Below are 25,593 nucleotides of genomic sequence, written 5' to 3'. Positions count from 1 at the left end.
TGACTTGCTCGCGCGACTCGCCTTGGATGAATCGCTTCATGGGGCACCTCGCTCAGAACGGGTGCACCAATTTTAATTTTGGAAGAGCGGAACTGGCAGTCTTTTCACACAGCCTCGACCACAAAGAGTCGCCCAATCGGTAGACCGCGGCGACTGCCAAGAAAGTCCAAGCGGAGGCGGCCGCGAGATCACCAAGGCTCAGAGATCTTGACAGTTAATGGTTGATCCAATGAATGCGCTTGCGCTATGATTGTTCAAGGCAACTTTCAGGCACAGCCACCTTCTCGATGGATCTAGACCTCACCCCCGACCAAGCCGCATTCCGCAACGAAGTCCGCCAGTTCGTCAAGGATCGCCTGCCCGTCGACATTCGCGAACGCCTGCGCCTGGGCCATCCGCCGCGCAAGCAGGACACCGTGACCTGGCAGCGGATCCTCAATGAAAAAGGCTGGGCCGCGCCACATTGGCCGCGCGAGTTCGGCGGTGCCGAGCTCGGGCAGGCCGAGCGGCTGATCCTGCTGGACGAGTTGTTCCGCGCGCCCGCGCCGCTGCCACAGGTCTTCAACGTCGGCATGCTCGGTCCGGTGCTGCTGAAGTTCGGCACCGAAGCTCAAAAGCGCTTCTTCATGCCCAAGCTCGCAAACCTCGACATCTGGTTCTGCCAGGGCTTCTCCGAGCCGGGCTCCGGGTCCGACCTGGCATCGCTGCGCACCTCGGCCAAGCGCGACGGCAACGAGTACATCGTCAACGGCCAGAAGATCTGGACCACGACTGCGCACCTGGCCGACTGGGTGTTCGCGCTGGTTCGCACGGACAGCGAGGGCAAGAAGCAGCACGGCATTTCGTTCCTGCTGATCGACCTGCGCACACCGGGCATCTCGATCCGGCCGATCACCTCCATCGATGGCCAGCACCACCTCAACGAGGTCTTCTTCGACGAGGTGCGCGTGCCCGTCGACAACCTGGTGGGCGAAGAAGGCCGCGGCTGGGACTGCGCCAAGTACCTGTTGATGAACGAACGCACCGGCATCGCCAACGTGGGCCTGTGCCGCGAGCGGCTGGACTACGCGCGAGAACTCGCCGCCAAGCGCACGCAAGCCGGCAAGCCGCTGCTCGAAAGCCCCAAGCTGCGCAGCGAGATGGCCATGCTCGACGCCGAGATCCGGGCGCTCGAAATCACCAACTGGCGCTTTCTGCTGTCGCCCGACACGGCACAGAAGGTGCCCGGCTTCGCCTCGGTGCTGAAGCTCAAGGGCACCGAGCTGCAGCAGGACATTGCCCAACTGCTGCAACGCATCGCGGGGCCCGCTGCCATGGAGCGCCGCCCGCACGACGGCGAGGGCGCCGAGCACTGGGCGGGGCCGCTGGCCATGCGCTACTTCTACAGCCGCGCGGCCAGCATCTACGGCGGCACGAGCGAGGTCCAGAAGGACATTCTTTCCAAGACGATCCTGGGATAGGTCACGATGAACTTCGAACTCAATGAAGACCAGCAAGCGCTGCAAGGCAGCCTGGCCCGCCTGCTCGGCGACGTGTACGGTTTCGAGCAGCGCCGTGCCATCGCGGCCACGCCCGCGGGTTGGAGCCAAGCCGTGTGGCAGCAACTGGGCGAGCTCGGCTTGACCGCCCTGCCCCTGCCCCAGGCGCATGGTGGCTTCGGCGGCGGCGCCGTCGACTTGCTGCCGGTGATGCAGGAGCTGGGGCGGGCGCTGTCGCTCGAGCCCTTCCTCGCGTCGATCGTGCTCGGCGCCACGGCACTCCGACTGGCCGGCGCAGAGGCCTTGCAGGCGCAGCTGTTGCCCGATGTGGCCAGCGGCGAGGTACGCCTGGCCTGGGCCCACGACGAAGCCGCCGGGCACCAGGCCCCGGTTTGGGTCGAGACCACGGCGCGACGCGAAGGCGACCAGTGGCTGCTCGACGGCATCAAGTGCAATGTGCTGCACGCCCCGGCTGCGCATCGGTTCGTGGTCAGCGCGCGCACCGCGGGCGCACCGGGCGATGCGAACGGCCTGGCCCTGTTCCTGGTCGACGCCAGCGCCCAGGGCGTGTCTTGCCGCGCCCACCGCATGGTGGACGACACGCCGGCCGGCGAACTCCATTTCAAGGCGGCGGCGGGCCTGCCCCTTGGCGATCCGCACGATGGCGCCAGTGCCGTGCGCGGCATCGAAGGCACCCTGGCGAGCGGCACTGCCGCGGTCTGCGCGGACGCCGTGGGCGCCATGGAATCGGCTTACCGGCTTGCCATCGACTACCTGAACACGCGCAAGCAATTCGGCCGCCTGATCGGCGAGAACCAGGCGCTTCGCCATCGCGCCGCGGAAATGCTCGTCAGCCTCGAGATGTGCCGCAGCATGGCACTGGCCGCGGCCATCGCGGCGGACGACCTCGATGCGCCGGATGCTCGTGCCGACCTTGTGCGCGCCAAGCTCATGATCGGCCGGCACGGCCGCACCCTCTGCCAAGCGGCCATTCAGCTGCACGGGGGCATCGGCATGACCGAGGAATACGCCGTGGGCCACTGCCTGCGCCGCCTGACGCTGATCGACCAGCTGTTCGGCGACGTCGAGGCCCAGGCGACACGGCTGGCGGAAATGCAATGAGCGAGGCGGCGTTCGAGAGCATTCGCTGGGACCTTTCCGGCCCGGTGCTCACGCTCACGCTGTACCGCCCCGAGAAGATGAACGCCATGACGCGCCTCATGCGGCGCGAGCTCTGCCGGGCAATCGACCTGGCCGACGCCGACGACGCCGTGCATGCCATCGTCATCACCGGCGCGGGCCACGCCTTTTGCGCGGGGTTCGACCTCTCCGAGGGCGCGCGGGCCTTCGATACGGCATCGCCAGCGCGCGCGCCGGAACCGGAAGACGAGCCTGGTCGCGACGGTGGTGGTGTGCTGGCGCTTCGCCTGTTCGCTTGCACCAAGCCGCTGATCGGGGCGATCAACGGCGCGGCCGTGGGCATCGGTGCGTCGATGCTGTTGCCGATGGACGTGCGCATCGCCTCCAGCGAGGCGCGCTTCGGTTTCGTGTTCGCGCGCCGGGGCATCGTGCCCGATGCGTGCGCCAGCTGGTTCCTGCCACGCGTGGCGGGCATCTCGAAGGCGCTCGAATGGAGTCTCGGCGGCAAGGTGTTCGACGCGGCCGAGGCGCTGGCCGGCGGGCTCGTGAGCCAGGTGTGCGAACCCGGCGAACTGCTTGCGCGCGCGCAGGCGCAGGCACTGGACATTGCGGACAACGCAGCGCCGGTGTCCGTGGCGCTCACGCGGCAACTGATGTGGCGCATGCTGGGCGCCGGCCACCCCATGGAAGCGCATCGCGTGGAGAGCGCGGCGCTGAAGTCGCGCGGCGGCTCCGCGGACACCGCGGAGGGCGTGGCCTCGTTCAAGGAGAAGCGGGCCGCCCGCTTTCCGGACAAGGTCAGTACCGGCATGCCGGACCTCTATCCGTGGTGGACCGAGCCGACGTTCTCTGCCTGAGGTTTTCTGGGCGCATGAAAGCTGGGTCTCCAGCGCCTCTGGCGCCCTTCTCACCCGCATCCGGCGGCGACGGCCTTGCCCTGCGCTATCTCCGGCTGCTGCTGGAGCCCGCGAAGGCCAAGGGCTGCGACACGGAAGAACTGCTGCGCCGATGCCACCTCACGCCGGCCCAGCTCGCGGACCCGCTGCACGTGGTGACGCTGGTGCAGTTCGCTCGCGCCCTGCGTGGCATGCAGCGCGCGCTGCGCGACGAGATGATGGGCCTCGTCACACGCCCGGTACGCGCAGGCACCTTTCTGCTCGTCGCCCAGCAGATGCTGCGCTGCGCCAACCTCGGCGAGGCGATGCGGCTGGGCTGCAGCCTGTACCGGCTGGTGCTGGACGATTTCGCGCCGAGGCTGCGCGTGGACGGCGCCACTGCAACGCTGGAAATCGTGGATGCGACTCCGCCTGACCCGTACCGCGCCACCGGTCACTTGGTGCTGCTCTACGGCGCGATCGGGCTGATGTCATGGATGGTGCAGCGGCCGATCGCACTGCGGGAGGTGACACTGCCGCCGTCATACCCCGACCTCGCCCCGGCCGATACCCTGTTCGAGGCGCCGCTTCGCAGGGGCACGCCAAGCCGCATGGTGTTCGACGCGCATTGGCTCGACGCCCGGTTGGTCGCCGACATGCGAGGCCTGAAAATCTTCATCCTCCATTGGCCGCTGCGGCGGGTTGCGCCCTACCGCGAGGACGTTCCATTGGCCCTGCAGGTGCGCCGCTGCCTGCGGCGTTGGGATATTGCCCAACTTCCGGGCCTCACTGCGCTGGCCGCGACCATGGGCCAGACGGCCAAGGTGATGCGCCGCCGCCTGCACGAGGAGGGCCAGAGCTACCGTGCCATCGTGGACACGCTGCGGCGCGACACCGCCATGCGGCTGCTGAACCAGCCGCAGTTGAGCGTTGCCGAAGTGGGCTACCGGCTCGGCTTCTCCGAGCCCAGTGCCTTCCACCGTGCCTTCAAGCGCGCCACCGGCATGACGCCCCTTGCGTACCGGCGCCAGCGCACCGGCCCCGCCGTGTTCAGTTGATGCTGTAGCCCCCGTCCACCGTCAGCTCGGTGCCGGTGACGTAGGCCGACTCGTCCGCGCACAGGAACGCAATGACGTTGGCCACGTCCGTCGGCTGCGCCATGCGCCCGAGCGGCGTGCGTTGCGCCACCATGCCGACCGCCGCCTCGATCGAAGGCAGCGGCACACCGTGGCTGATCATGTCCTGCATCGACCCGATGCCCAGCGGCGTTTCCACCAGGCCCGGATGCACCGAGTTCACCCGGATCTGCAGCCGCCCCAGCTCCACGGCCAGCGCCTTCGTCATGAGCCGCACAGCGCCCTTGGAGGTGCAGTAGGCCGAATGCATGCTCCCGCCCTTCTGGCCGAGGATGGACGAGATGTTGACGATCGATGCGCCCTTGCCCTGCGCAGCTGTACTCGCCATCAGCGCCTGGGCGGCCTGGCACCCCAGCCATACGCTGTCCACGTTCACCGCTTGCTGCCTGCGGTAGAGCGCGAAATCGGTGTCCTTGAAGGGCCGCACGACCATCAGGCCTGCGCTGTTGACCAGCCCGTCGAGCCGCCCGGCTTGCCGCTCGATCTCGCCTGTCACGCGCGTCCACGCGGCGGCATCGGTCACGTCGTGCGCAAAGCTCACGGCCCTGCCGCCCTCGGCTTCGATACGGGCCGCCGTCTCCGCGGCGCCTGCGCCGTCGAGATCGCTCGCAAAAATGCGTGCGCCGCCGGCGGCCAGGCTCAAGCAAGCCTGACGGCCAATGCCGCTGGCTGCACCGGTGACGAGGATGACTTTGTCTTTCAGTTGCATGTTGGGTTCTCGTGTTCGTGTGGTTTCAATGGGCTTCAGTGGAGTTCAGGCGGCGCGCCGGAGCGAAATCGTCTGCGGTTGGGTGTAGGTCATCAGCCCCTCCAGGCCGTTTTCGACGCCCAGGCCCGACTGCTTGTGTCCTGCCATGGGCTTGTGCGGTGAAGCGGTCTGGATCTCGTTGATCCAGACCGTGCCCGTTTCCAGCCGCCGCGCAATGGCGAGCGCCTGTGTCTCGTCACGGCACCAGACCGAGCCGGCCAGCCCGTACTCGGAGGCGTTCGCGCGGGCGACCACCTCGTCCACGTCATGGAACTTCAGCAGCGGAAGGATCGGCCCGAAGGGCTCCTCCCGCACGACACGGGCGTCGTCCGGCGGGTTGTCGACCAGCGTCACCGGAAAGAAGAAGCCGGGTCCGGGCGCGGGCTCGCCGCCGCTGAGCAGCCGCAACCCGCGCTGGCGGCAATCGGCCAGCAGCTCGCGCAGCCGATCGAACTGGCGCCGGTTCTGCACAGGGCCGAGCTCGACGCCTTCTGCATCGCCCGGCCCCATGCGGGTGGTTTCTGCCAGTGCCACCAGCGCCTGCGCCATGCGCGCATAAATCTTCTCGTGGATGTAGATGCGCTTGGCTGCAATGCAGATCTGACCGCTGTTGACGAAGGCGCCCCAGAACAGCTCCCTCGCCACCGCTTCGACGTCGACATCGGGCATCACGATGGCGGCGTCGTTGCCGCCCAGCTCCAGGGTCAGGCGCTTGAGCGTGCTCGACGCGCTGCGCATCACGGCGCGGCCCGTGGCGGACGAACCGGTGAACGAGAGCTTGTCGAAGCCCTCGTGCGCCGACATGCGCGGGCCGAGCGCCTCGCCTCCGCTCACGATGTTGAGCACGCCGGGCGGCAGCACCTCGCGCAACAACTCACCCAGGCGCAGCGTGACGAGCGGGGTGAACGGCGAAGGCTTCAACACCATCGTGTTGCCGGCCAGAAGGCCCGGTGCAATCTTCCAGGCCGCGAGCACCACCGGATAGTTCCAGGGCACCATGGCACCCACCACGCCCACCGGCACGCGGCGTACCACCACGTGGGCCTGCGCCGTGTCCTGCAGCACCAGTTCGGGCAGCGACATCTTCGCGAACTCCGCATACCAGTGCGCGGCAACGGCAACCTCCGAGCGGGCTCGCGCGAGCGGCTTTCCCTGCTCCCGCGTCAGCAGCCGCGCCAGTTCTTCCTGGTTTGCCATGTAGACCTTGGCAACCTGGCCCAGCACGGCCTGGCGCTCGCTCCAGGGCCGCGCCGCCCAGGCGGGAAAGGCATCGCGCGCAGCCTGCACCGCGGCATCGAGTTGCCCGTCGCTCGCATCGGGCGCCTGCGCGAACACCTGGCCCGTGGCCGGATCGACCACGTCGAATGTCTCCGCGCCTTGCACCGCGCGACCGCCGATGGTCATGGCAGGTGCCGACACGGCCAGCGTCTCGGATTGCGTCGTCATGCGGCCGCTCCCACGCGCTGCGCGTGCTGCGTGCTCGTCGCCACGGGCGTCGCGCGCACATGCAGCGCCTTCAGCCCGCCGACCTGGTTGCTCGCGATGAAAGCAGGCTCGCCCACCAGTTCGATGTACGCGGTGCGTGCCAGCAGCTCCGTGAAGAACGCCCGCATGCTGCTGCGCGCCAGGTTCTGGCCCAGGCAGGCATGCACGCCGAAGCCGAAGGCAATCTGCTTGTTGGGCGCGCGGTCGGCGCGGAAGGCCCGCGCGTCGTCGAACACCTCTTCGTCGAAGTTGGCGCAGTGGTACATCAGCGCGACCTCGTCGCCGGCGCGGATCGTCTTGCCGCGCAGTTCGTAGTCGCGCGTGGCCGTGCGCACGAAATGCTTCACGGGGCTGCCGTGGCGAAACATCTCCTCCACCGCCGACGCCATCAGTTCGGGCCGGGCACGCAGCCGGTCCAGTTCACCCGGCTGGCGCAAGAGGTTGTACAGGCCGCTCCCCATCGAAGAACTCGTGGTGTCGTGTCCCGCCGTGGCAAGAATCACGTAGTAGGACACCGCCTCCATCGTCTCCAGCGGCTTGCCGTCGACCTGTGCATGGGCGATCAGCGAGCCCAGGTCGTCTGCCAGGGGCGCGGCGCGGCGTTCCGCCAGCATCTTGCCGAAGTAGGTGAAGTATTCGCGCGCCACCGCCCCCTTGCCCTGGGCCTCGGGCCCGTCGCGCTTGAGCGTCGCGTCCTTGGGCGCAAGAAACTGCTGAGTGAGCTTCAGCAGGTAGGCATGGTCCTGTTCAGGCACCGCGAGCAGGGTCATGATGATCTGCAGCGGGAACCACACCGCGATCTCGTTGCAGAACTCGCATCCGTCCGAGCGTTCGAGCATGCGCCCGACCAGCGCCCGCGCGCGGTCCTGGATGATGCTGTCCAGCCGCTTGATGTTCGCAGGCATGAAGAACGACTGCGTGAGCCCGCGGTACTTCCGGTGGTCCGGGTCGTCCATGTGGATCATGGTGCGCACCAGCTTGCCGCCGGTGGCCGCCGTCTCGGCGATGCGCACGCGCAGATCTTCGTCGTCCAGCAGGAAGGTCTTGGGCGCGGCAATGAACACCTCGGGGTGCTTGCCGACCTCGACCACGTCGGCATGCTTGCTCACGGCCCAGAACGGCGGATGGCCGGGCGCCTGTGTCCAGTGCAACGGGTCTTCGCTGCGAAGCCGGTCGAACACGGCATGCATGCGCTGCGGGTCTGCGTAGAGCTGGTGGCTGGCAATTTCATTGTCGATGTCGGAAATGCTCATCGGGCTTGTCTCCTTGGGTTGGCGAAATACGTGAAACGTCAGAGATCGAGAACCAGTTCGCGGCCGAGCGCCCGCGAACAGCAGGGCATGAAGCAGTCGTTGCGCTCCCGGTCCTCTCGCGTGAGGTAGTGGTCGCGGTGGTCGGGCGTGCCGTCGAGCACCGTGGTCACGCAGGTGCCGCAAATGCCCTGCTCGCACGACATCACCAGCGGCACGCCGGCGTCCTGCAGCGCCTGCGCGGCGCTCTGCCCAGGGCGCACCGCGATGCGGCGGCCGCTCGATGCCAGCACAAGCTCGAAGCCGACGTCGGTCGCCGGCGCTTGTTCGGATTCGGGTGCAGCGAAGAACTCACTGTGCATCTGGCTTCCGGGCCATCCCAGGCGCTGCGCAGTCGACATGACGTGCGCCATGAACCCCGCCGGACCGCACACATAGACATGCGTGTCGACGGCCGGCCGTGCCAGCACGAACTCGGCGTCGAAACGCTGGGATGCAGGTCCGTCGTCGCAGTGAAGCTGCGTGTTCGCAGCGAAGCGCGAGCCGGCGATACGTTGCGCAAACGCCGTGCGGGCCGCATCACGCGTGCAGTAGTGCAAGGTGAAATCGGCTTGCCGGGCCGCCAGCATCTCGGCCATCGCCAGCAGCGGCGTGATGCCGATGCCGCCACCGAGCAGGATGCTTCGCCGCCCCCCCGGACTCATCGGGAACGCGTTGCGCGGCTTGCTGGCGCGCAGCGTCATGCCGGGCTGCAGTTGCCGGTGCAGTGCAGCCGAGCCGCCAAGCGGGTTGGGGCCGAGCAGCACCGCTATCAGGTAACGGTCGCGCTCTCCAGGGTCGTTGCAAAGCGAATAGGCGCGCGTCAGGCCGGGCGCGGCTTCCACGAGCAGATGCGCGCCGGCGTCGAACGACGGAAGCGGCAGTCCTTCGGGATGCCTCAGTTCGAAGGAGACGATGCCCTGCGCCTCGTCACGTCGTGCCGCGACCTGCAGCACGATGGACGATGCCGGGTCGGTGGGAGTCGCCACGGTGCCTGCCGCCGGGGCGCTGGCTTGGTCTGCGCGCATGCCTGTCTCCGTTCTCGATGTTGTTGCGGCGCAGGTTAGATCGCGCAGGCCTCGCGGACCATGACCGCAAACGCCCGTCGAACAGGCCGAAATGCCCCGCTGCACGGGCTGCCGCGGCTGCGCATTCCGGCCAACGACTTTGCGCGCAACGGTCATTGAGCCGGCCGCATCGCAGGCCCACACTGCCTCTTGCGCACCGGTGTGTTCGGCATGACAGGGCCGTGCAAGAAGGGGCCGCGGCTTCTGCCAAGAAAACGGAGACAACCATGACACTCAATCGCCGTCAGATGCTGGCGCTGGCGGCGTCCTTGCCCGCGCTGAATGCAGCCGTCGCACAGGACGCTCCCTGGCCGTCGAAGGCCATCACGATCGTGTTGCCCTTTCCCGCAGGAGGACAGACGGACGCCATCGCCCGCTCCTTGAGTCGCCGCATGGAGGCCGAACTGGGGCAGCCGGTCATCGTGGACAACCGGCCCGGCGCCAATTCACTGATCGGCACGAACCTGGTCGCCCGCGCACCGGCGGACGGCTACACGCTGCTGATGAACATGACCGCGCTCGTCAGCAACCCCATCGTGCTGCCCAACGTGACCTACGACGCAATGAAAGACTTCGCGCCGGTGGCTCGGGTCTACGAAATCGCGGCCATCTGGGCCGTGCCGCCGCAAGGCGCCAAGACGCTGGACAGCTTCATCCAGCAGGCCAAGGCCGCCAAGGCGCCGTTCAGCTTCGGCACCACCGGGCATGCCTCGAGCTCGCACTTCTTCGGCGAGATGCTGGGGCGCAGCGCCGGCATCACGATGAACCATATTCCCTACAAGGGAGAGGCACCCATGCTGCCCGACCTCATGGGCGACCGCCTGAATGCCGCCGTCGTTTCCAGCACCACCGCGGTGCAGTACGGGCGCGACGGCCGACTTCGCCCGCTTGCCGCCTCCGGACGCACACGCTGGAAGGGCTTGCCGGACATACCGACCTTCGAAGAGCTAGGTGTTCCCGGCATCAGCACTGAAACCTTCTGCGGCGTCTTCGCCCCGGCGCGAACGCCACAGCCGGTGGTCGAGCGGCTGAGCACCGTCATCTACAAGATCATGGCCACGCCGGAGTTCGGCAAGGACATGGCGAACAACGCTCTGGAGGTCGCTGCCCCGCTCACGCCAGCGGCCTTCGCAGAGGTGATGAAAAAAGCCAGGCAGGAATGGATTGCCATCAAGAAAGACAGCTCGATCCGCATCGAGTGAGCGAATGCCGCGGAGAGATTCCCGAATGAAAACACTGCTTGTCCGGGGGTACGGACCCGAAGACGAAATCCTGCTCGAAGAAGCGGCCGTTCCCCAACCCGCCGCCGGCCAGGTGCGCATCAAGGTACGTGCCTGCGGCATCTCCTTTGTCGACTTGTTGCTTGCGCGGGGCGGCTACCAGGTCAAGCCGCCCACGCCCTTCGTGCCGGGCAGCGAGTTCAGCGGCGAGGTGAACGCATTGGGCGAAGGCGCCGACGGTCGCCTGAAGCCGGGCGACCGGGTCTGCGGCACGCGCATGGGGGCATGGTCGGAATACATCTGCATTCCCCAGGCGCTGGCGTTTGCCCTGCCGCCGCAGGCGGATCTGGTCGAAGCCTCGGTGCTTCTTGCGCCCTACCTCACCTCGCTGTATGCGCTGCGTTCGCGTGCCCGGCTCTCTCCGGGCGAAACCCTGCTCGTGCTGGGAGCAACCGGCAGCGTGGGGCATGCCGCGGTGCAGCTCGGGAAAATTCTCGGTGCCCGTGTGATCGCCGCTGCGTCGACCGATGCGAAGCGCGCCGCGGCAATGTCCGCCGGTGCCGATGCGGTGGTCGACACCACCGGCGACTGGAAGGCCGCCGTCAAGGCGCTGGCCGCCCCAGGCGGCGTGGACGTCGTGTACGACCCCGTCGGGGGCGATGCGACAGACGCTGCGTTTCGCACCCTCGCCTGGGGCGGACGGCACCTGATGGTGGGCTTCGCGGGCGGGGAGATCGGCGCGCTGAAGTCCAACCTGAGCATCGTCAAAGGCGCCTCGCTGGTCGGTGTGGACGCGCGGCAGGCAGGCGAACGCACACCGGCGCTGATGCACGAGCTGCGCACCGAAGTGCTGGCGTTGTACGCGCAGGGCCGCATCCGCCCGCTGGTCAGCCATGTGCTGCCGGTCGAGCGCTTCAGCGAAGCGGCTGAAAAGACCAACGACCGCAACGGCTTCGGCCGTGTGGTCTTCACCTTCAGGCACGGCGCGCGACAAGCCGCCTGAACCCGCACAAGGCGGTTGCAGCGGCGGCAGCGGTTGCTCATTCCCGCCAACGACATTGCGCTCATCCGTCATTGAGCACGCCGCCGTGGCCGCACACACTGGGTGGGGCGCAGGCGAAGCCGCCTGCAACACCTGACACGTCTACCGAAAGAAGGAAGAATCCATGCAGGAAGCAATGATCTTCGATGCACTGCGCACGCCGCGCGGCAAGGGCAAGGCCGATGGCAGCCTGTACGAAGTCAACCCCATCGCGCTGCTCGGCGGCCTGATGCAGGCGCTGCAGCGCCGCAACGACCTCGACACCGCCCAGATCGAGGACACCCTGATCGGCTGCGTGCAGCCCTACGGCGAGCAGAGCATGTGCATCGGCAAGACCGCCGCGCTGTACGCGGGGTGGGACTGGCGGGTGCCGGGCGTGCAGCTCGACCGCTACTGCGGCTCGGGCCTGGAGGCCGTCAACATCGCCGCGCAGAAGGTGCGCTCGGGCTGGGAAGACCTGGTGGTGGCGGGCGGCGTGGAGTCGATGTCGCGCATCGCGATGGGCGGCGCGCCGAACGCCCGGGACACCTACCCGCCGCTCAACTTCCGGCTGCAGCCGGTGCCGCAGGGCATCGGCGCCGACCTGATCGCCACGCTCGACGGCCACAGCCGCGACGACGTCGATGCCTTTGCCGCGGCCTCCCAGCGCAAGGCCGCGCACGCCCGCGCGCAGGGCTGGTTCGACCGCTCGGTGGTGCCGGTGACAGATGCGAACGGCCTGGCCATCCTCGCGCAGGACGAATACATCCGGCCCGACACCACGGCCGAATCGCTGGGCCGGCTCAAGCCGGCGTTCGCGCAGCAGGGCGAGTTCGGCTTCGACGCCATCGCGCAGTTCAAGTACCCGCAGGTCGACCGCATCCGCCACGTGCACACCGCAGGCAATTCGTCGGGCATCGTGGACGGCGCTTCGCTGATGCTGATCGGCACCGAGGCCAAGGGCCGCGAACTGGGCCTGGTGCCGCGCGCCCGCGTGGTGTCGGTGGGCGTGGTCGGCGCCGAGCCGACCATCATGCTGGCCGGGCCCGCGCCCGCCAGCCGTATCGCGCTGCGCAAGGCCGGCCTCACGGTGGACGACATCGACCTGTTCGAGGTGAACGAAGCCTTCGCCTCGGTGGTGCTGCGCTTCATGAGCGACTTGCAGGTGCCGGCCGAGAAGGTCAACGTGAACGGCGGCGCCATCGCGCTGGGCCACCCGCTGGGCGCCACCGGCTGCATGCTGCTGGGCACCCTGCTCGACGAGCTGGAGCGCCGGCAACTCAAGCGCGGCCTGGTCACGCTGTGCGTGGCCGGCGGCATGGGCATCGCCACCATCATCGAACGACTCTGAACACCTCCTATGACAGCGATCACTTTCGACAAGGACGGCACCGGCGTCGTCACCCTGACCATCGACATGCCGGGCCAGGCCACCAACACCATGAACGGCGTGTTCCGCCAGGCATTGGGCGGCGCGGTCGAGCGGCTGGAGGCCGAGCGCGAGGGCATCGCCGGCGTCATCCTCACCTCGGGCAAGAAGACCTTCTTTGCCGGCGGCGACCTGAACGACCTGCTGGCCGTGGGCCCCGACGACGGCCAGGCCGTGTTCGACCGCGCGATGGCGATGAAGGCGATGATGCGGCGGCTCGAAAAGCTCGGCCGCCCGGTGGTCGCGGCCCTCAACGGAACCGCGCTGGGCGGCGGTTTCGAGCTGGCGTTGGCCTGCCATGCGCGCTTTGCGCTGGACGACCCCAAGCTCGACCTGGGCCTGCCCGAGGTGGGCCTCGGCCTGTTGCCGGGCGGTGGCGGCGTTGTGCGCATGGTGCGCCACCTCGGACTCGAGAAGGCCATGCCTTTCCTGCTCGAGGGCACGTTGTTCTCCCCTGCCAAGGCGCAGGCGCTCGGCCTGGTCGACGGCGTGGCCGGCGATATCCCTGCGCTGCTGACGCTCGCACGCGAATGGATCGCCACCCATGCCGACGCCACCCAGCCCTGGGACCGCAAGGGCTATCGGCTGCCTGGCGCCACTGCGAGCGCACCGGCACCGCTCGCATGGTTGAAGACAGCGCCCGTCACGCTGATCCGCAAATACAAGGGTTGCTACCCGGCGCCCGAGGCGATTTTTTCGGCAGCCGTCGAAGGCACGAGCGTGGATTTCGACACCGCGCTGCGCGTGGAGACGCGTCACTTCGTCGGACTCGTGACCGGACAGGTTGCAAAGAACCTGATCACGACATTCTTCTTCCAGATAAACGAGGTCAAGTCCGGCAAGGGCCGCCCCGAAGGCGTGCCGCATGCGAGCTTCTCGAAGGTGGGCATCCTGGGCGCCGGCATGATGGGCGCGGGCATCGCGCATGCATGTGCCTCGCGCGGCGTGGCCTGTGTGCTGAAAGACACGACCGCAGAGAAGGCCGAGCTCGGCAAGGCCTACAGCGAAAAGGTCTTCTCCAAGCGGGTGGCCAAGGGTGCGATGAGCGAGGAACGCATGCAGGCCGCGCTGCAGCGCATAGCCCCCACCGCCGACGCAGCCGACCTGGCCGGCTGCGACCTGGTGATCGAGGCAGTGTTCGAGAACCGTGAGGTCAAGGCGCAGGTGGTGCGCGAAGCCTCGCCGCACCTGGCCCCCGGCGGCATCATGGCCTCGAACACCTCGACGCTGCCGATCACCGGCCTGGCGACGGCGTACGAGCAGCAGGAGAACTTCATCGGCCTGCATTTCTTCTCGCCGGTCGACCGCATGCCGCTGGTGGAGATCATCAAGGGTCGCCGCACGTCCGACGACACGCTGGCGCGCGCCTACGACTTCGTCAAGCAGATCGGCAAGACGCCCATCGTGGTGAACGACAGCCGCGGTTTCTACACCAGCCGCGTGTTCGGCACGTTCACCCGTGAAGGCGCCGCCATGCTGGCCGAAGGCATCGACGCCGCGACCATCGAGAACGCGGCGCTGCAGGCCGGCATGCCGGTCGGCCCGCTCGCGGTGATGGACGAGGTGGCCATGAGCCTCACGCTTTCCGTTCGCAGGCAGGCAACCACAGACCTTGCAGCCGAAGGCAAGCCGCTGCCGCAGCACCCGGCCTGGGCGGTGCTCGAGAAAATGGTCGACGAGCTGGGCCGCCCAGGCCGCGCGGGCGGCGGCGGCTTCTACGACTACCCGGCCGGTGAGCCGAAGACGCTGTGGGCGGATCTGACGAAGCACTTCCCGCCCTGCGGCAACGCCGCGCCCTTCGACGACCTGAAAGAGCGCTTCCTGTTCGCGCAGGCGATCGAGGCCGTGCGCTGCATCGAAGAAGGCGTGCTTGCTTCGGCGCGCGACGCCAACATCGGCTCCATCCTTGGCGTCGGCTATCCGCGCTGGACCGGCGGCACGGTGCAGTACATCAATGGCTACGGGCTGCCGCGCTTCGTCGATCGCGCCACCATGCTGGCGGAACGCTACGGCAGCCGCTTCGCGCCACCGCCGCTGCTGCAAAGGAAGGCCGCAGCCGGCGAACGCTTCGATTGATTCGATGAACTTCGAATGCTTCGACCTGCAGGTGCGCGACCGTGTCGCGCACCTGGTGCTGAACCGGCCCGAGAAGCGCAACGCCCTGTCGCTGGCGTTCTGGCGCGAACTGCCGCGGGCGGTGCGCGAACTCGACGATGCGGCGCAGGCGCGGGTGCTCGTGATCTCGTCCACCGGCAGCTACTTCAGCAGCGGTGTCGACACCTCGATGTTCGGAAGTTTCCGCGCTTCGTCCAATGGCCCCGACGGCGAGCGCCGTGCTCGTCTGACCAGCCCGATGGCGCGCTACGAAGGCATCCTGGCGTTCCAGCGCTGCTTCACCGCGCTGGAACAGTGCCGCATGCCGGTGATCGCCGCGGTCCAGGGCGGCTGCATCGGCGGCGCGCTCGACCTGGCCAGCGCCTGCTGCATGCGCTATGCGAGCGCCGACGCTTTCTTCTGCATCCATGAAATCAACGTCGGGATGCCGGCCGACATGGGCACCTTTCCGCGCCTTGCGCGCTTCGTGCCCGAGGGCGTGGTGCGCGAACTGGCCTACACCGGCCGACGCATGCCCGCCGCCGAAGCGAGGGAGCGCGGCCTGGTGAACCAGGTCTTCGCCACGCAGCAGGACATGATCGACAGCGTGCGGACCGTGGCATGTGACATCGCCGCCAAGGCACCGCTGGCGGTGACCGGCTCCAAGCGCCTCATCACCTATGGCCGCGACCACGGCACCGCCGACACGCTGGAGCAGGCGGCGCTGTGGATCGCGGGCCTCGTGCCCGGCGAACAGGTCATGGATGCCGCGCGGGCCAACGCCGAGCGCCGCACGGCGGACTTCGTCGACCTGCCGCCGCGCCGCGCGATGGACTGACCCGGCTGAAGCCCATGCTCACGCGGCGCACCCTGCCCCGTTCAGTCCAGCTTGATGTCGGCCGACTTGATGGCCTCGCTCCAGCGCACGGCGTCCTTGCGCATCAGCTCGCCGAACGCGGCGCGATGGACGGCCGAAACCTGGAAGCCCCACTGCTCGTTCCAGCGCGCCGCGACCTCGGGCTTATGGATGTACTGCTGGATGTGCGCGGCCAGTTTGTCCGCGATGGCCGCCGGCGTCCCGGCCGGCACCAGGATGCCCGCGAACCCGGCCACGCTCGGCCCCGGCACGCCGGACTCCAGCAGCGTTGGCAGTTCGGGGAAGGCAGCCAGCCGCTTCGGCCCGTTGACCGCCAGGGCGCGCAGCTTGCCGGTCTTCGACTGGGCCTTGTACATGCCGACGGTCATCATCGCGCTGTCGACCTGGCCGCCGAGCAGGTCGTTGGCCAGCGGCGCTTCGCCCTTGTAGGGCACGCGCAGCAGCTCGGCCTTGATGCCGTCGGAAATCATCGCGCCGTAGATGTCGGTGTTGGAGCCGATGCCCCAGGTGGCGTAGGACACCGAACGGCCCTTGGCGTAGTTGGTGAACTGCGCCATGTTCGTTACCGGCAGCGTCGAGCGCACCACGAACACCACCGGCGACTTGATGAGCTCCGTCACCGGCACGAAGCTGTCGAACGGGTCGTAGCCCGGCTTGGGCTGCAGTTGCGCGTTGATGAGGTGGCTGGTGGTCATGAGCAGCAGCGTGTAGCCATCGGGCGCGGCGCGCGCAACGTACTGCGTGCCGGTGAGCGAACTGGCGCCGGGGCGGTTTTCCACCACCACCGGCTGGCCGAGCGTCGTGCGCAGGTCGGCGCCAATCTCGCGGGCCATCGCATCGACGGGCGAACCGGCGGGAAAGGGCACGACCAGCGCGATTGCGCGCGTGGGGTAGTCCTGCGCATGGGACGCCAGCGCTGCGGCCAGCGCCACGGCGCCGAATGCAAGGCGCAACAGGCGCGCGGATTGAAATCGAGGATGCATGTCTTGTCTCCAGGGGTGGTGGTGCGGCGGATCGATGTCCGCCTGCGGCCAGTATGGAAAGGGGCCGCCCCGTCCCGCAATGGCGCAGTCGCGCAGACGCGTTGGCCGAAATGCCGACCCGGCCCTACCCGCAGCACTGCTGCAGAAGGAACTCCGTGAACCCTGAAGATGTCGTCCAGCTCCACAGGGTCGGCGCCCACATCGCGGTGCTGACGCTCAACCGCCCGCAGGCACGCAACGCGGTCAATGCCGCGCTCGCACAGGCGCTGGAGCGACATGTGCAAACCGTTGAGGCCGATGCACAGATTCGCGTGGCCATCCTCACCGGCACCGGCAGCCAGGCGTTCTGCGCCGGCGCCGACTTGAAGGAGCTGGCCGGCGGCAGCGCGCCGGGCGCGCGCTCCACCCCCAACGGAGGCTTTGCGGGCTTCGTCAACGCAAAGCGACGCAAGCTCTGGATCGCCGCAGTGAATGGCGCGGCGGTGGCCGGCGGCCTGGAGCTCATGCTTGCCTGCGATCTGGTGGTGGCCTCGGAGCGCGCGGTCTTCGGGTTGCCCGAGGTGCAGCGCGGGCTCATCGCCGCGGCCGGAGGCATCTACCGCCTGCCGCGCTCGCTGCCCCGCGCCATTGCGCTGGAGATGATCGCGACCGGCGACACCATCGATGCGCAAAGGGCGCTGGCGCTGGGCCTGGTCAATCGCGTGGTCGCGCCCGACGAGGTGATGGACAGCGCGCTGCAACTGGCCGCGCGCGTCTGTGCGAACGCGCCCTTCGCGGTCACCGAGAGCCTGGCCGTTGCGCGCCGCGTCCCCGACCTGGACGAAGCTGCCCTTCAGGCGCTGGCCCGGGAAGCTATCGCGCGCCTCGTGAAGACCGACGACTACCTCGAAGGCCCGCGCGCCTTCGCCGAGCATCGCGCCCCGCGCTGGACCGGACACTGAAAGCCGCACCATGCCGAACATGACCGATGCCGTCGCCCCGCTTCGCTCCGCCGCTTCGCCGTTCTGGCCCAAGGGCCTGCCCACCACGCTGCACGTGCCGCGCACGCACCTGTTCCACAACATCGAGGTCGCCGCCGAGCGCTATCCCGACAAGCCGGCCTACCGCTACTTCGAAAGCGTGACCACCTTCGCCCGGCTGCGGCGCGATGCGGAGGCCATTGCCGGCCACCTGCAGCGGCACGCCGGCGTGGAACGCGGCGACCGGGTGATGGTGATCGGCCAGAGCTCGCCGCAGTTCGCCACCGCGGTGCATGCCGTGTTGCGAGCCGATGCGGTCGCAGTGCCGGTCAACCCGATGAACCTCACGCCCGAGATCGCGCACTGCGCCGAAGACAGCGGCGCGCGCGTCGCCATCGTGGCGCAGGAACTGCTCGAGCGTGTCGCGCCCTTGCTCGGCACCGCACTGTCTCACCTGCTGGTCTTCACCTACGGCGATGCGTTCGACGGCCCAGGTACCGAAGCTCGCGCAGACGACGTGCCCGAATGGGTGCGCGCGCCCCGGGCGCCGCTGCCGGATCGGCGCACCGTGCACTGGGCCGACGCCCTCGCGGCGGCACACCCGCCCGCCGCCCGTGCCGCCGCTCCCGACGACCTTTGCCTGATCGCCTACACCTCGGGCACCACCGGCAAGCCCAAAGGCTGCATGCACACCCACGCCAGCCTGATGACCGGCGGCATCACCAGCGCGCTCTGGCGCGGCGACCGACCCGACACCGTCGTGCTCGGCGTGGCACCGATGTTCCACATGCAGGGCTTCCAATCGCTCATCACCACCGCCGGTTTCATGGCGAACACCGTGGTGCTGCTGCCGCGCTGGGACGCTCGCAGCGCGGCGATGCTCATCGAGCGGCATCGCGTCAACCAATGGGGCGTATCGCCGGCAATGCTGCTCGACCTGCTGGCGCTGGAGGACCTGAAAGCGTTCGACATCGCGAGCCTGGGCACCGTGACGGGTGGCGGCGCCGGCCTTCCCGAGGCGGTGAACCGGCGCCTGTCCGATGAACTGGGCGTGCGCTATCTGGAGGGCTGGGGCATGACCGAGACCGCGTCGATGGCCGCCTGCAATCCGCCGCTGCACAGCAAGCGCCAGTGCCTGGGCATTCCCACCTTCGGGGTGGAAGTGCGCATCGTCGACCCCGTCACCGGCGTGCCGGTGCCTGACGGCGAGACCGGCGAACTGCTGGTGAGCGGCGGCCAGGTCATGAAGGGGTACTGGCGCAATCCCCAGGCCGATGCGCAGACCTTCCGCGAGATCGATGGGCGCCGCTTCCTGCGCACCGGCGACCTGGTGCACCGCGACGCCGACGGCTACCTGTTCATCGTCGACCGGCTCAAGCGGATGATCAATGCCTCGGGCTTCAAGGTCTGGCCCGCCGAGGTCGAGAGCCTCATGCACATGCACCCGTCGGTGCAGGAGGCCTGCGTCATCGCCGCGCGCGATCCGCGCCGCGGCGAAGTCGTCAAGGCGGTGGTGGTGCGCCGCCGGGGCGCGCAGCACCAGGTCAGCGAAACCGAGCTGATCGAATGGGCACGCAGCCAGATGGCCGCCTACAAATGCCCCCGCAGCGTGAAATTCGTCGAGCGGCTGCCGCGTGCGGGCACCGGCAAGATCGACTGGCGGCGGCTGCAGGAGGAAGAGCGCGCGCGCGGCTGATCAGGCGCGCAGCGTGAGCCCGCCGTCCACCACCAGCCCGTGGCCGGTGATGAAGTCCGCCTCGTCGCTTGCCAGCAGCAGCGCGGCGCGCGCGATGTCGACGGGCTGGCCCAGCCGGCGCAGCGCGGCCTTTTTCTCCCACACGGCGCTGATGTGCGCCTGCCCGAAGCTGCGCCGCGTAAGGCCGGTGACGATCGCGCCGGGCAGGATGTGATTGGCCGTGATGCCGAACTTGCCGAGCTCCAGCGCCAGCGTCTTCGTCAATCCCGCCACGCCGTGCTTGGAAGCGGTGTAGGCCGCGAGACCGATGTCGGTGTCGCGCGCCATCACCGACGAAGTGTTCAGGATGCGCGCCCGGCCTGTCTTTGCGGCCTGCTGTTTCAGCGCCGGAACGGCCTCGCGCGTGAGCCGGAACATCGAACGCAGGTTCACGTCGAGAACGAAATCCCACTGGGCGTCGGTCATGGCCTCGGCCAGGCTGTTGGCGCTGGTGCCGGCGTTGTTGAACAGGATGTCGATGGCGCCGAATGCGGCGAGCGCCCCGGAGACGACGGCACGCGGCGCGTCCTCACCGGTCAAGTCCTGTGCCAGCGTGCGAATGCCGTCCCGTCCGGCGTGCGTTTCGGCCAGCAGAACCGCATCGCGGTCGACCGCGAGCACGCGCGCGCCCTCCTCCTCGAAGAGTCGCGCCGTGGCCGCGCCAATGCCCGAAGCCGCGCCGGTCACGACAGCCACCCGGCCCTCCAGGCGCTTCATGCCGCGGCCTGCGCGAACACGCCGGCGGTGCGCAAGGTCTCGATGCGCGCGGCGTCGAAGCCGAACGCCGCCAGCAAGGCCTCGCTGTGCGCACCGACGACCGGTGCGCCGCGCGGCGTTTCGGGCTGGCTGCGGCTGAAGCGCGGCACCGGCACGGGCTGCATCACGCCGTCGATCGCCACGAAGCTTCCGCGGGCCGCCGCGTGCGGGTGCCGCGGCGCGTCGTCGAGATCAAGCACGGGCGCAAAGCAGATGTCAGTGCCCTCCATCAGCGCGCACCATGCGTCGCGGGTGCGCGTGGCGAAGCGTTCGGCCAGCTTGCGCTTGAACTCCGGCCAGCGGGCGCGGTCGTGCTGCGGCCATTCGGCGGCGTTCTCGATGCCCAGCGTGTCGAGCAGCAGCGCGTAGAACTGCGGCTCGACCGAGCCCAGCGCGATCCACTGGCCATCGGCGCAGCGGTAGGTCCCGTAGAAATGCGCCGCGCCGTCGAGCATGTTCTCGCCCAGCGGATGCCAGCGGCCGGCCGCATGGGTGCTGTAGAACATCGACATCAGCAGCGCCGAGCCTTCCGTCATCGCCGCATCCACCACCTGGCCGCGCCCCGAGCCGCGCGCCTCGATCAGCGCGCAGGCCAGGCCGAAGGCCAGCATCGCGCCGCCGCCGCCGAAGTCGCCCACGAGGTTGAGCGGCGGCACGGGTCCGGTGTCGGGGTGGCCGATGCCGTGCAAGGCACCGCTGAGGGCGATGTAGTTGATGTCGTGGCCGGCCGCCTGCGCCAGCGGACCGCTCTGGCCCCAGCCGGTCATGCGGCCGTACACCAGCTTCGGGTTGCGCGCGAGGCAGGCCTCGGGCCCTGCGCCCAGCCGCTCCATCACGCCGGGGCGAAAGCCTTCGATCAGCAGGTCGACCTGCGCGACCATGTCGAGCAGCACCTGCGCACCCTCAGGCTGCTTGAGGTCGAGCGCCAGCGAACACCGCCCGCGCGACAGGATGTCGGCGCGCGGCGGCAGCCAGGGCGTGCGGCCGACGTCGGCACGGCGGTCGATGCGGACCACCTCCGCGCCCATGTCGGCGAGCATCATGGCGCAGAAGGGCCCGGGGCCGATGCTCGCGACTTCGAGCACCCTGATTCCTGCAAGCGGTCCTGGCATGTGCGTGTCTTTCGTGTCGGTTGATCGGATGAGGCGTGTTTTCAGGGTGCGACGCGCACCAGCCGCTTGCCGCGGTTTTCTCCGGCGAGCAGGCCGATGAGCGCGGCCGGCGCGTTTTCCAGGCCCTCGACGATGTCTTCAGGCACCCGCAGGGCACCGCTGCGCACCCAGGCTTCGAGGCGACCGAGGGCGTCATCGCGCTCGCTTTCGTGATCGGGCAAGAAGAAGCCCTGCACGCGCAAGCGCTTGAGCACGATGAGCCCCGGCACGCCGCGCGGTCCATGTGGCGGCGTGGGCCCGTCGTACTGCGACACCGCGCCGCAGCAGACGATGCGTCCGAAGTCGTTCATCGCGAACAGGCAGGCGCCGAACACCTCGCCGCCCACGTTGTCGAAGTACACGTCGATGCCCTCGGGCACCGCCTCGCGCAGGCGCGGTGCCAACGGGCCGGCGCGGTGGTCGATGGCCGCGTCGAAACCCAGTTCGTCGACCAGCCAGTCGCACTTCGAGCGGCCGCCCGCAATGCCGACCACGCGCGCGCCCATCCGCTTGGCGATCTGCCCGGCCAGCGAACCGACCGAGCCGGCGGCCGCGGACACCACCACGGTTTCGCCGGGTTGCAGCTGGCCGACCTTCTCCAGGCCCAGGCAGGCAGTGAGGCCCGAAGTGCCGTACACGCTCAGCAGGTGGCTGACCGGCTCCCGGCGTGGCAGCAACCGGACCTGCGCGGCGGGCAGCACGGCATGGTCCTGCCAGCCGACGCCACCCGTGACCAAGTCACCGGGCTCAAAGCCCTCGGCCCGCGAAGTAATGACCTGCCCCACGCCGGTGCCAGCCATGACCGTGCCGGCCTGCAGCTCGTCGCGATAGGTCGCGGCCTGCATCCATGCCCGGTTGGCGGCGTCTATCGACAGCAAGCGCACCCGCACCAGCAGTTCACCCGGCGCGGGCTCGGGCATGGGCGCGTCTTCGAGCCGGAAATGCGCGGCGTCCAGTCGCCCTTTCGGTTTCGCCGCCAGCACGATGCGCCGGTTCATGGCTGCTCGATCCAGTCCACAGCGCGCCGGAAGAGGCCGAGCGCGGCACTGTGAAGCCGCTCGCCGGTGTCGCGCGATGCCTGGCCCGCGCAAGCGCGTGCGTGGCTGCCCTCCAGGATGATTCCGAGCTTGTAGCAGGCGAGCACCGCATACCAGCGGATGGCCGAAAGGTCGCGCTGGCTGCGCTGCGCGTAGCGCTCCACCAGTTCTTGCGCGAGCGGGAAGCCGCTCCACGGCTGGACCCGGTTCGGCGTGTGGTGCGAGCCGTCGGGGCGCGGCCAGGTCGCCAGCAGCCAGCCCAGGTCGAGCAGCGGATCCCCCACGGTCGCGAGTTCCCAGTCGACCACGGCCGCGAGCTCGGGGCCGTCGTGGCGAAACATCATGTTGGCGATGTGAAAGTCCCCATGCAGCAGGCCGGGCGTGAAATCAGCCGGTCGATGCGCGTCAAGCCATTCGCCCACCTTGCGCACCTCGGGCAAGGACTGCGGGCCGGGCCAGCCTTCGCATGCGGCATAGCCTTCGAGCTGCTTGCGCCATCGTGGCACCTGCCGTTCAAGAAAGCCCTCGGCACGACCGAAGTCAGCCAACCCGACGGCCGCCACGTCGACCGCCGCAAGCGCGGCAATGGCATCGACCATCGCGAAGCCCATGCGCCTGCGCACCAGAGGGTCGGACGCATGGAGGGCCGGCAAGCCGACGTGGGTCGCATTGAAGCCATCCACCGGTTCCATCAGGTAGAAGGCCGCGCCAATCACGGCCGTATCGGCACAGGCTGCGATCAAGGACGGGTGCGGCACCGCGCTGCCCGCGAGTGCGGCCAGCACGCGGGCCTCGCGGCCCATGGTTTCGTTGCTGTTGGCCCGCAGGTGGCGCGACGGGCGGCGCAGCACGAAGCTGCGTGCGCCTCGGTCGAACTTCAGCAGAACGTTCTGGGTGCCGCCGGCCAGCAGGGTGGCGTTGGCGATCGTTCCACCGTCGCGTCCTCCCAGCCCCTGCGTGTCCATCCACGCAGCCAGGGCCGCCGGGTCGACCAGGTCGTGCCACGCCTGCGGCTGCGCCTCGGCTGTTGCCTGCATCGCTGTCAAAGCCCGTCGGCGCCTTCGAGCGCCGCGCCGTACAAGGCCATTGCACGTTCGCGCGCACGCGGCAGATGGTAGCTGGGGAACAGTTCGGTCGATGGCGTCACCTGCTTGAGCAGCTCGCGGGCGAGCGTGATCTTGTGCACCTCGGTCGGTCCGTCGGCCAGGCCCATGATGAAGGAGGACACCATCTGCTCGACCAGCGGCATCTCGTCCGTGAGGCCGAGCGAACCATGGACCTGGATCGCGCGCGCCACGATGTCGTGCAGCACCTTGGGCATGGCCGCCTTCACGGCAGAGATGTCCTTGCGCACCAATTGATAGTCGTTGTGCTTGTCGATCAGCCAGGCCGTGCGCAGCACCAGCAGGCGGAACTGCTCCAGTTCGATCCAAGAGTCGGCCACCATCGCCTGCACCAGCTGCTTGTCGGCCAGCCTGCCGTGCTGCGTGCGCCGCGACACGGCGCGCTCGCACAGCATGTCGAAGGCCTTGCGCGCCTCGCCGATGGTGCGCATCGCATGGTGGATGCGCCCGCCGCCCAGGCGCGTCTGCGCGACCGCGAACGCTTGCCCCGGTCCGCCCAGCATGTGGTCGGCCGGCACACGGACGCGGTCGAAGCTCAGGTAGCCGTGACCATGACCGTGGGCCTTGCGACCTGCCAGGTGCACATCGCGCACGATCTCCAGGCCGGGCGTGCCGGCCGGCACGATGAACATCGACATGCCCTTGTAGGCCGACACGTCCGGGTCGGTCACCGCCATCGTGATGAAGAAGGAGGCGTAGCTGGCGTTCGATGCAAACCACTTCTGCCCGCTGATGAGCCAGTCGTCGCCGTCGCGTTCGGCACGCGTGGTGAAGACCTGGGGGTCCGAGCCGCCCTGCGGCTCGGTCATGGCGAAGCAGGAAACGATCTCGTTGGCCAGCAACGGATGCAGGTAGCGCTTCTTCTGCGCCTCGGTGCCGTAGTGCGCCAGGATTTCAGCGTTGCCGGAGTCCGGCGCCTGGCAGCCGAACACCGTGGGTGCGAAACCCGAGCGCCCGAGAATTTCGTTCATCAGGGCCAGCTTCACCTGCCCGTAGCCCTGCCCGCCCAACTCGGGGCCGAGGTGGCAGGCCCACAGCTTGCGCTCGCGCACCTTTTGCTGCAGCGGGCGCACCAGGCGGTTGCGCGCGGGGTCGGCCACGTTGTAGGGGCTGTCGAGCAGCAGGTCGAGCGGCTCGACCTCGTTGCGCACGAAGTCGTCGATCCAGTCGAGTTCCTTCTGGAACGCCTCGTCGGTTTCGAATCCCCAGCTCATGTGTTGTCTCCTGAAGTTGTGCAACGCCCTCAGGCGCTGAGCCCGCCGTCGACGGGAATGGTGTGGCCGATCACGTACTGCGCGAGCGGAGAAGCGAGGAACAGCGCAACGCCGGCCATGTCGGCGGGCGTGCCGATACGGCTCGCCGGAATTCGTGCGAGCGTGGTTTCCAGCCGCTGCGGATTGCCGGTGGTGACGCGGGTCATCTTGGTGGCGACGAGCCCGGGCGCGATGCCGTTCACCCGGATGCCGTCGTGGGCCCAGGCTGCGCCCAGGGAACGTGTGAGCGAGAGGGCCGCGGCCTTCGATGCGGCATACGCCGGCGTACCCAGCGCGGCGCGGTAGGCGGAGATGGAGCTCACCACGATCACCGTGCCGCCGGCGGCCTTGAGCAGCGGATGAAACCGGCTGGCGCACGACATCACGCTGTTGAGGTTGACGTCGACGACCCGGCGGAACGTCGCGTCCTCGAATTCGGCGCGCCGGTACTCGACCGCGCCCTGTGCCAGCACCAGGACGTCGAGGCGCTCGAAGCCCGGCGCAAAGCCCTGGATGGCCGCCGCATCCGAGACGTCGACACGCGAGAAGTGCAGCCCCTCGAGGTCGCTGCCCTCGTCGGCGTGGTAGTTGCCCGGGCCGGCGCGCGTGCCCCAGACGTGCACCTGCGCGCCCGCGGCGCGGAAAGCCTGCGCGATGCCGTTGCCGATACCGCTGGTGCCGCCGACCACGAGCGCGGTCTTGCCGGCAAAGTCGAATGCCGCCTGGTGTTGCATGG

General features: G+C 68.7%; 22 protein-coding genes. 11 read left to right on the top strand and 11 right to left on the bottom strand.

What is annotated here, in order from left to right; genetic code table 11:
- Nucleotides 1-287 precede the first annotated feature (287 nt).
- The 4 genes from ACSFBM_RS19005 to ACSFBM_RS18990 are packed head-to-tail and all read left to right on the top strand — an operon-like array spanning nucleotide 288 to nucleotide 4,551.
- The gene (locus ACSFBM_RS19005; RefSeq protein ID WP_435485732.1) at nucleotides 288-1,460 is read left to right on the top strand and encodes an acyl-CoA dehydrogenase family protein; all 1,173 of its coding nucleotides are present in this window, start codon (nucleotides 288-290) and stop codon (nucleotides 1,458-1,460) included.
- Nucleotides 1,461-1,466: 6 nt separating this feature from the next.
- Nucleotides 1,467-2,600 carry an acyl-CoA dehydrogenase family protein gene (locus ACSFBM_RS19000; protein ID WP_435485731.1) on the top strand — a complete coding sequence of 378 codons (1,134 nt, stop codon included), beginning with the start codon at nucleotides 1,467-1,469 and terminating at the stop codon, nucleotides 2,598-2,600.
- A complete protein-coding gene (locus tag ACSFBM_RS18995) occupies nucleotides 2,597-3,475 on the top strand; it encodes an enoyl-CoA hydratase-related protein (RefSeq protein ID WP_435485730.1) in 879 nt (292 codons plus the stop codon). The genes ACSFBM_RS19000 and ACSFBM_RS18995 overlap by 4 nt, the downstream gene beginning before the upstream one ends.
- A 14-nt stretch (nucleotides 3,476-3,489) precedes the next feature.
- Nucleotides 3,490-4,551, top strand: a complete 1,062-nt coding sequence (locus tag ACSFBM_RS18990; RefSeq protein ID WP_435485729.1) for an AraC family transcriptional regulator — start codon at nucleotides 3,490-3,492, stop codon at nucleotides 4,549-4,551.
- Here the strand turns inward: ACSFBM_RS18990 and ACSFBM_RS18985 are convergent.
- From ACSFBM_RS18985 to ACSFBM_RS18970, 4 genes are read right to left on the bottom strand one after another with little or no spacing between them, the layout of a single operon-like run.
- Nucleotides 4,544-5,338 carry an SDR family NAD(P)-dependent oxidoreductase gene (locus ACSFBM_RS18985; RefSeq protein ID WP_435485728.1) on the bottom strand — a complete coding sequence of 265 codons (795 nt, stop codon included), beginning with the start codon at nucleotides 5,336-5,338 and terminating at the stop codon, nucleotides 4,544-4,546. The two genes, ACSFBM_RS18990 and ACSFBM_RS18985, sit on opposite strands and share 8 nt — an antisense overlap.
- Before the next feature lie 45 nt (nucleotides 5,339-5,383).
- Complete coding sequence (locus ACSFBM_RS18980) at nucleotides 5,384-6,823, bottom strand: aldehyde dehydrogenase family protein (protein WP_435485727.1); 1,440 nt, start codon at nucleotides 6,821-6,823, stop codon at nucleotides 5,384-5,386.
- Nucleotides 6,820-8,115, bottom strand: a complete 1,296-nt coding sequence (locus tag ACSFBM_RS18975; RefSeq protein ID WP_435485726.1) for a cytochrome P450 — start codon at nucleotides 8,113-8,115, stop codon at nucleotides 6,820-6,822. Before ACSFBM_RS18975 ends, ACSFBM_RS18980 begins: the two co-directional genes overlap by 4 nt.
- A 38-nt stretch (nucleotides 8,116-8,153) precedes the next feature.
- On the bottom strand, nucleotides 8,154-9,179 hold the full coding sequence (locus ACSFBM_RS18970; protein WP_435485725.1) for a PDR/VanB family oxidoreductase: 1,026 nt from the start codon (nucleotides 9,177-9,179) through the stop codon (nucleotides 8,154-8,156).
- A 266-nt stretch (nucleotides 9,180-9,445) separates the two neighbouring features.
- On the opposite strand from ACSFBM_RS18970, the gene ACSFBM_RS18965 reads away from it, so the two are divergent.
- From ACSFBM_RS18965 to ACSFBM_RS18945, 5 genes are all read left to right on the top strand, one after another.
- Nucleotides 9,446-10,420: a tripartite tricarboxylate transporter substrate binding protein gene (locus ACSFBM_RS18965; protein WP_435485724.1), complete on the top strand. Its 975-nt coding sequence runs from the start codon at nucleotides 9,446-9,448 to the stop codon at nucleotides 10,418-10,420.
- Between the two features lie 25 nt (nucleotides 10,421-10,445).
- Entirely contained in the window at nucleotides 10,446-11,441 is a 996-nt protein-coding gene (locus ACSFBM_RS18960) for an NADPH:quinone oxidoreductase family protein (RefSeq protein WP_435485723.1), read from the top strand.
- A gap of 163 nt (nucleotides 11,442-11,604) precedes the next feature.
- Entirely contained in the window at nucleotides 11,605-12,810 is a 1,206-nt protein-coding gene (locus ACSFBM_RS18955; RefSeq protein WP_435485722.1) for an acetyl-CoA C-acetyltransferase, read from the top strand.
- A 9-nt stretch (nucleotides 12,811-12,819) separates the two neighbouring features.
- Entirely contained in the window at nucleotides 12,820-14,964 is a 2,145-nt protein-coding gene (locus tag ACSFBM_RS18950) for a 3-hydroxyacyl-CoA dehydrogenase NAD-binding domain-containing protein (RefSeq protein WP_435485721.1), read from the top strand.
- A gap of 4 nt (nucleotides 14,965-14,968) precedes the next feature.
- Nucleotides 14,969-15,820 (top strand): enoyl-CoA hydratase-related protein, encoded by an 852-nt coding sequence (locus ACSFBM_RS18945; protein WP_435485720.1) that lies wholly within the window; start codon nucleotides 14,969-14,971, stop codon nucleotides 15,818-15,820.
- 41 nt (nucleotides 15,821-15,861) lie between these two features.
- On the opposite strand, the gene ACSFBM_RS18940 is transcribed toward ACSFBM_RS18945, so the two are convergent.
- The gene (locus tag ACSFBM_RS18940; RefSeq protein ID WP_435485719.1) at nucleotides 15,862-16,842 is read right to left on the bottom strand and encodes a Bug family tripartite tricarboxylate transporter substrate binding protein; all 981 of its coding nucleotides are present in this window, start codon (nucleotides 16,840-16,842) and stop codon (nucleotides 15,862-15,864) included.
- Between the two features lie 155 nt (nucleotides 16,843-16,997).
- On the opposite strand from ACSFBM_RS18940, the gene ACSFBM_RS18935 reads away from it, so the two are divergent.
- Nucleotides 16,998-17,783 (top strand): enoyl-CoA hydratase-related protein, encoded by a 786-nt coding sequence (locus ACSFBM_RS18935; protein WP_435485718.1) that lies wholly within the window; start codon nucleotides 16,998-17,000, stop codon nucleotides 17,781-17,783.
- A 10-nt stretch (nucleotides 17,784-17,793) separates the two neighbouring features.
- Entirely contained in the window at nucleotides 17,794-19,497 is a 1,704-nt protein-coding gene (locus tag ACSFBM_RS18930) for a long-chain-fatty-acid--CoA ligase (protein WP_435485717.1), read from the top strand.
- Here the strand turns inward: ACSFBM_RS18930 and ACSFBM_RS18925 are convergent, their stop codons facing one another.
- The 6 genes from ACSFBM_RS18925 to ACSFBM_RS18900 are packed head-to-tail and all read right to left on the bottom strand — an operon-like array spanning nucleotide 19,498 to nucleotide 25,591.
- Complete coding sequence (locus ACSFBM_RS18925) at nucleotides 19,498-20,253, bottom strand: SDR family NAD(P)-dependent oxidoreductase (RefSeq protein ID WP_435485716.1); 756 nt, start codon at nucleotides 20,251-20,253, stop codon at nucleotides 19,498-19,500.
- Nucleotides 20,250-21,404: a CaiB/BaiF CoA transferase family protein gene (locus ACSFBM_RS18920; protein ID WP_435485715.1), complete on the bottom strand. Its 1,155-nt coding sequence runs from the start codon at nucleotides 21,402-21,404 to the stop codon at nucleotides 20,250-20,252. The genes ACSFBM_RS18925 and ACSFBM_RS18920 overlap by 4 nt, the downstream gene beginning before the upstream one ends.
- A 41-nt stretch (nucleotides 21,405-21,445) precedes the next feature.
- Nucleotides 21,446-22,441: an NADP-dependent oxidoreductase gene (locus tag ACSFBM_RS18915; protein ID WP_435485714.1), complete on the bottom strand. Its 996-nt coding sequence runs from the start codon at nucleotides 22,439-22,441 to the stop codon at nucleotides 21,446-21,448.
- A complete protein-coding gene (locus tag ACSFBM_RS18910; RefSeq protein WP_435485713.1) occupies nucleotides 22,438-23,517 on the bottom strand; it encodes a phosphotransferase family protein in 1,080 nt (359 codons plus the stop codon). The genes ACSFBM_RS18915 and ACSFBM_RS18910 overlap by 4 nt, the downstream gene beginning before the upstream one ends.
- Before the next feature lie 5 nt (nucleotides 23,518-23,522).
- Entirely contained in the window at nucleotides 23,523-24,818 is a 1,296-nt protein-coding gene (locus tag ACSFBM_RS18905; protein ID WP_435485712.1) for an acyl-CoA dehydrogenase family protein, read from the bottom strand.
- A gap of 29 nt (nucleotides 24,819-24,847) precedes the next feature.
- Nucleotides 24,848-25,591: an SDR family NAD(P)-dependent oxidoreductase gene (locus ACSFBM_RS18900; RefSeq protein ID WP_435485711.1), complete on the bottom strand. Its 744-nt coding sequence runs from the start codon at nucleotides 25,589-25,591 to the stop codon at nucleotides 24,848-24,850.
- Nucleotides 25,592-25,593 lie beyond the last annotated feature (2 nt).

It is taken from the genome of Variovorax pasteuri (genome assembly GCF_051216435.1).
Taxonomy (GTDB): Bacteria; Pseudomonadota; Gammaproteobacteria; order Burkholderiales; family Burkholderiaceae_C; genus Variovorax.
The sequence above is the reverse complement of the archived record's forward strand: the minus strand, read 5'-3'. Positions and strand labels throughout refer to the sequence as shown.

What these genes read in the sequence shown, in the direction of transcription:
- ACSFBM_RS19005 (WP_435485732.1), top strand. Translation starts at nt 288, where the DNA reads ATGGATCTAGACCTCACCCCCGACCAAGCCGCATTCCGCAACGAAGTC.
- ACSFBM_RS19000 (WP_435485731.1), top strand. Translation starts at nt 1,467, where the DNA reads ATGAACTTCGAACTCAATGAAGACCAGCAAGCGCTGCAAGGCAGCCTG.
- ACSFBM_RS18995 (WP_435485730.1), top strand. Translation starts at nt 2,597, where the DNA reads ATGAGCGAGGCGGCGTTCGAGAGCATTCGCTGGGACCTTTCCGGCCCG.
- ACSFBM_RS18990 (WP_435485729.1), top strand. Translation starts at nt 3,490, where the DNA reads ATGAAAGCTGGGTCTCCAGCGCCTCTGGCGCCCTTCTCACCCGCATCC.
- ACSFBM_RS18985 (WP_435485728.1), bottom strand. Translation starts at nt 5,338, where the DNA reads ATGCAACTGAAAGACAAAGTCATCCTCGTCACCGGTGCAGCCAGCGGC.
- ACSFBM_RS18980 (WP_435485727.1), bottom strand. Translation starts at nt 6,823, where the DNA reads ATGACGACGCAATCCGAGACGCTGGCCGTGTCGGCACCTGCCATGACC.
- ACSFBM_RS18975 (WP_435485726.1), bottom strand. Translation starts at nt 8,115, where the DNA reads ATGAGCATTTCCGACATCGACAATGAAATTGCCAGCCACCAGCTCTAC.
- ACSFBM_RS18970 (WP_435485725.1), bottom strand. Translation starts at nt 9,179, where the DNA reads ATGCGCGCAGACCAAGCCAGCGCCCCGGCGGCAGGCACCGTGGCGACT.
- ACSFBM_RS18965 (WP_435485724.1), top strand. Translation starts at nt 9,446, where the DNA reads ATGACACTCAATCGCCGTCAGATGCTGGCGCTGGCGGCGTCCTTGCCC.
- ACSFBM_RS18960 (WP_435485723.1), top strand. Translation starts at nt 10,446, where the DNA reads ATGAAAACACTGCTTGTCCGGGGGTACGGACCCGAAGACGAAATCCTG.
- ACSFBM_RS18955 (WP_435485722.1), top strand. Translation starts at nt 11,605, where the DNA reads ATGCAGGAAGCAATGATCTTCGATGCACTGCGCACGCCGCGCGGCAAG.
- ACSFBM_RS18950 (WP_435485721.1), top strand. Translation starts at nt 12,820, where the DNA reads ATGACAGCGATCACTTTCGACAAGGACGGCACCGGCGTCGTCACCCTG.
- ACSFBM_RS18945 (WP_435485720.1), top strand. Translation starts at nt 14,969, where the DNA reads ATGAACTTCGAATGCTTCGACCTGCAGGTGCGCGACCGTGTCGCGCAC.
- ACSFBM_RS18940 (WP_435485719.1), bottom strand. Translation starts at nt 16,842, where the DNA reads ATGCATCCTCGATTTCAATCCGCGCGCCTGTTGCGCCTTGCATTCGGC.
- ACSFBM_RS18930 (WP_435485717.1), top strand. Translation starts at nt 17,794, where the DNA reads ATGCCGAACATGACCGATGCCGTCGCCCCGCTTCGCTCCGCCGCTTCG.
- ACSFBM_RS18925 (WP_435485716.1), bottom strand. Translation starts at nt 20,253, where the DNA reads ATGAAGCGCCTGGAGGGCCGGGTGGCTGTCGTGACCGGCGCGGCTTCG.
- ACSFBM_RS18920 (WP_435485715.1), bottom strand. Translation starts at nt 21,404, where the DNA reads ATGCCAGGACCGCTTGCAGGAATCAGGGTGCTCGAAGTCGCGAGCATC.
- ACSFBM_RS18915 (WP_435485714.1), bottom strand. Translation starts at nt 22,441, where the DNA reads ATGAACCGGCGCATCGTGCTGGCGGCGAAACCGAAAGGGCGACTGGAC.
- ACSFBM_RS18910 (WP_435485713.1), bottom strand. Translation starts at nt 23,517, where the DNA reads ATGCAGGCAACAGCCGAGGCGCAGCCGCAGGCGTGGCACGACCTGGTC.
- ACSFBM_RS18905 (WP_435485712.1), bottom strand. Translation starts at nt 24,818, where the DNA reads ATGAGCTGGGGATTCGAAACCGACGAGGCGTTCCAGAAGGAACTCGAC.
- ACSFBM_RS18900 (WP_435485711.1), bottom strand. Translation starts at nt 25,591, where the DNA reads ATGCAACACCAGGCGGCATTCGACTTTGCCGGCAAGACCGCGCTCGTG.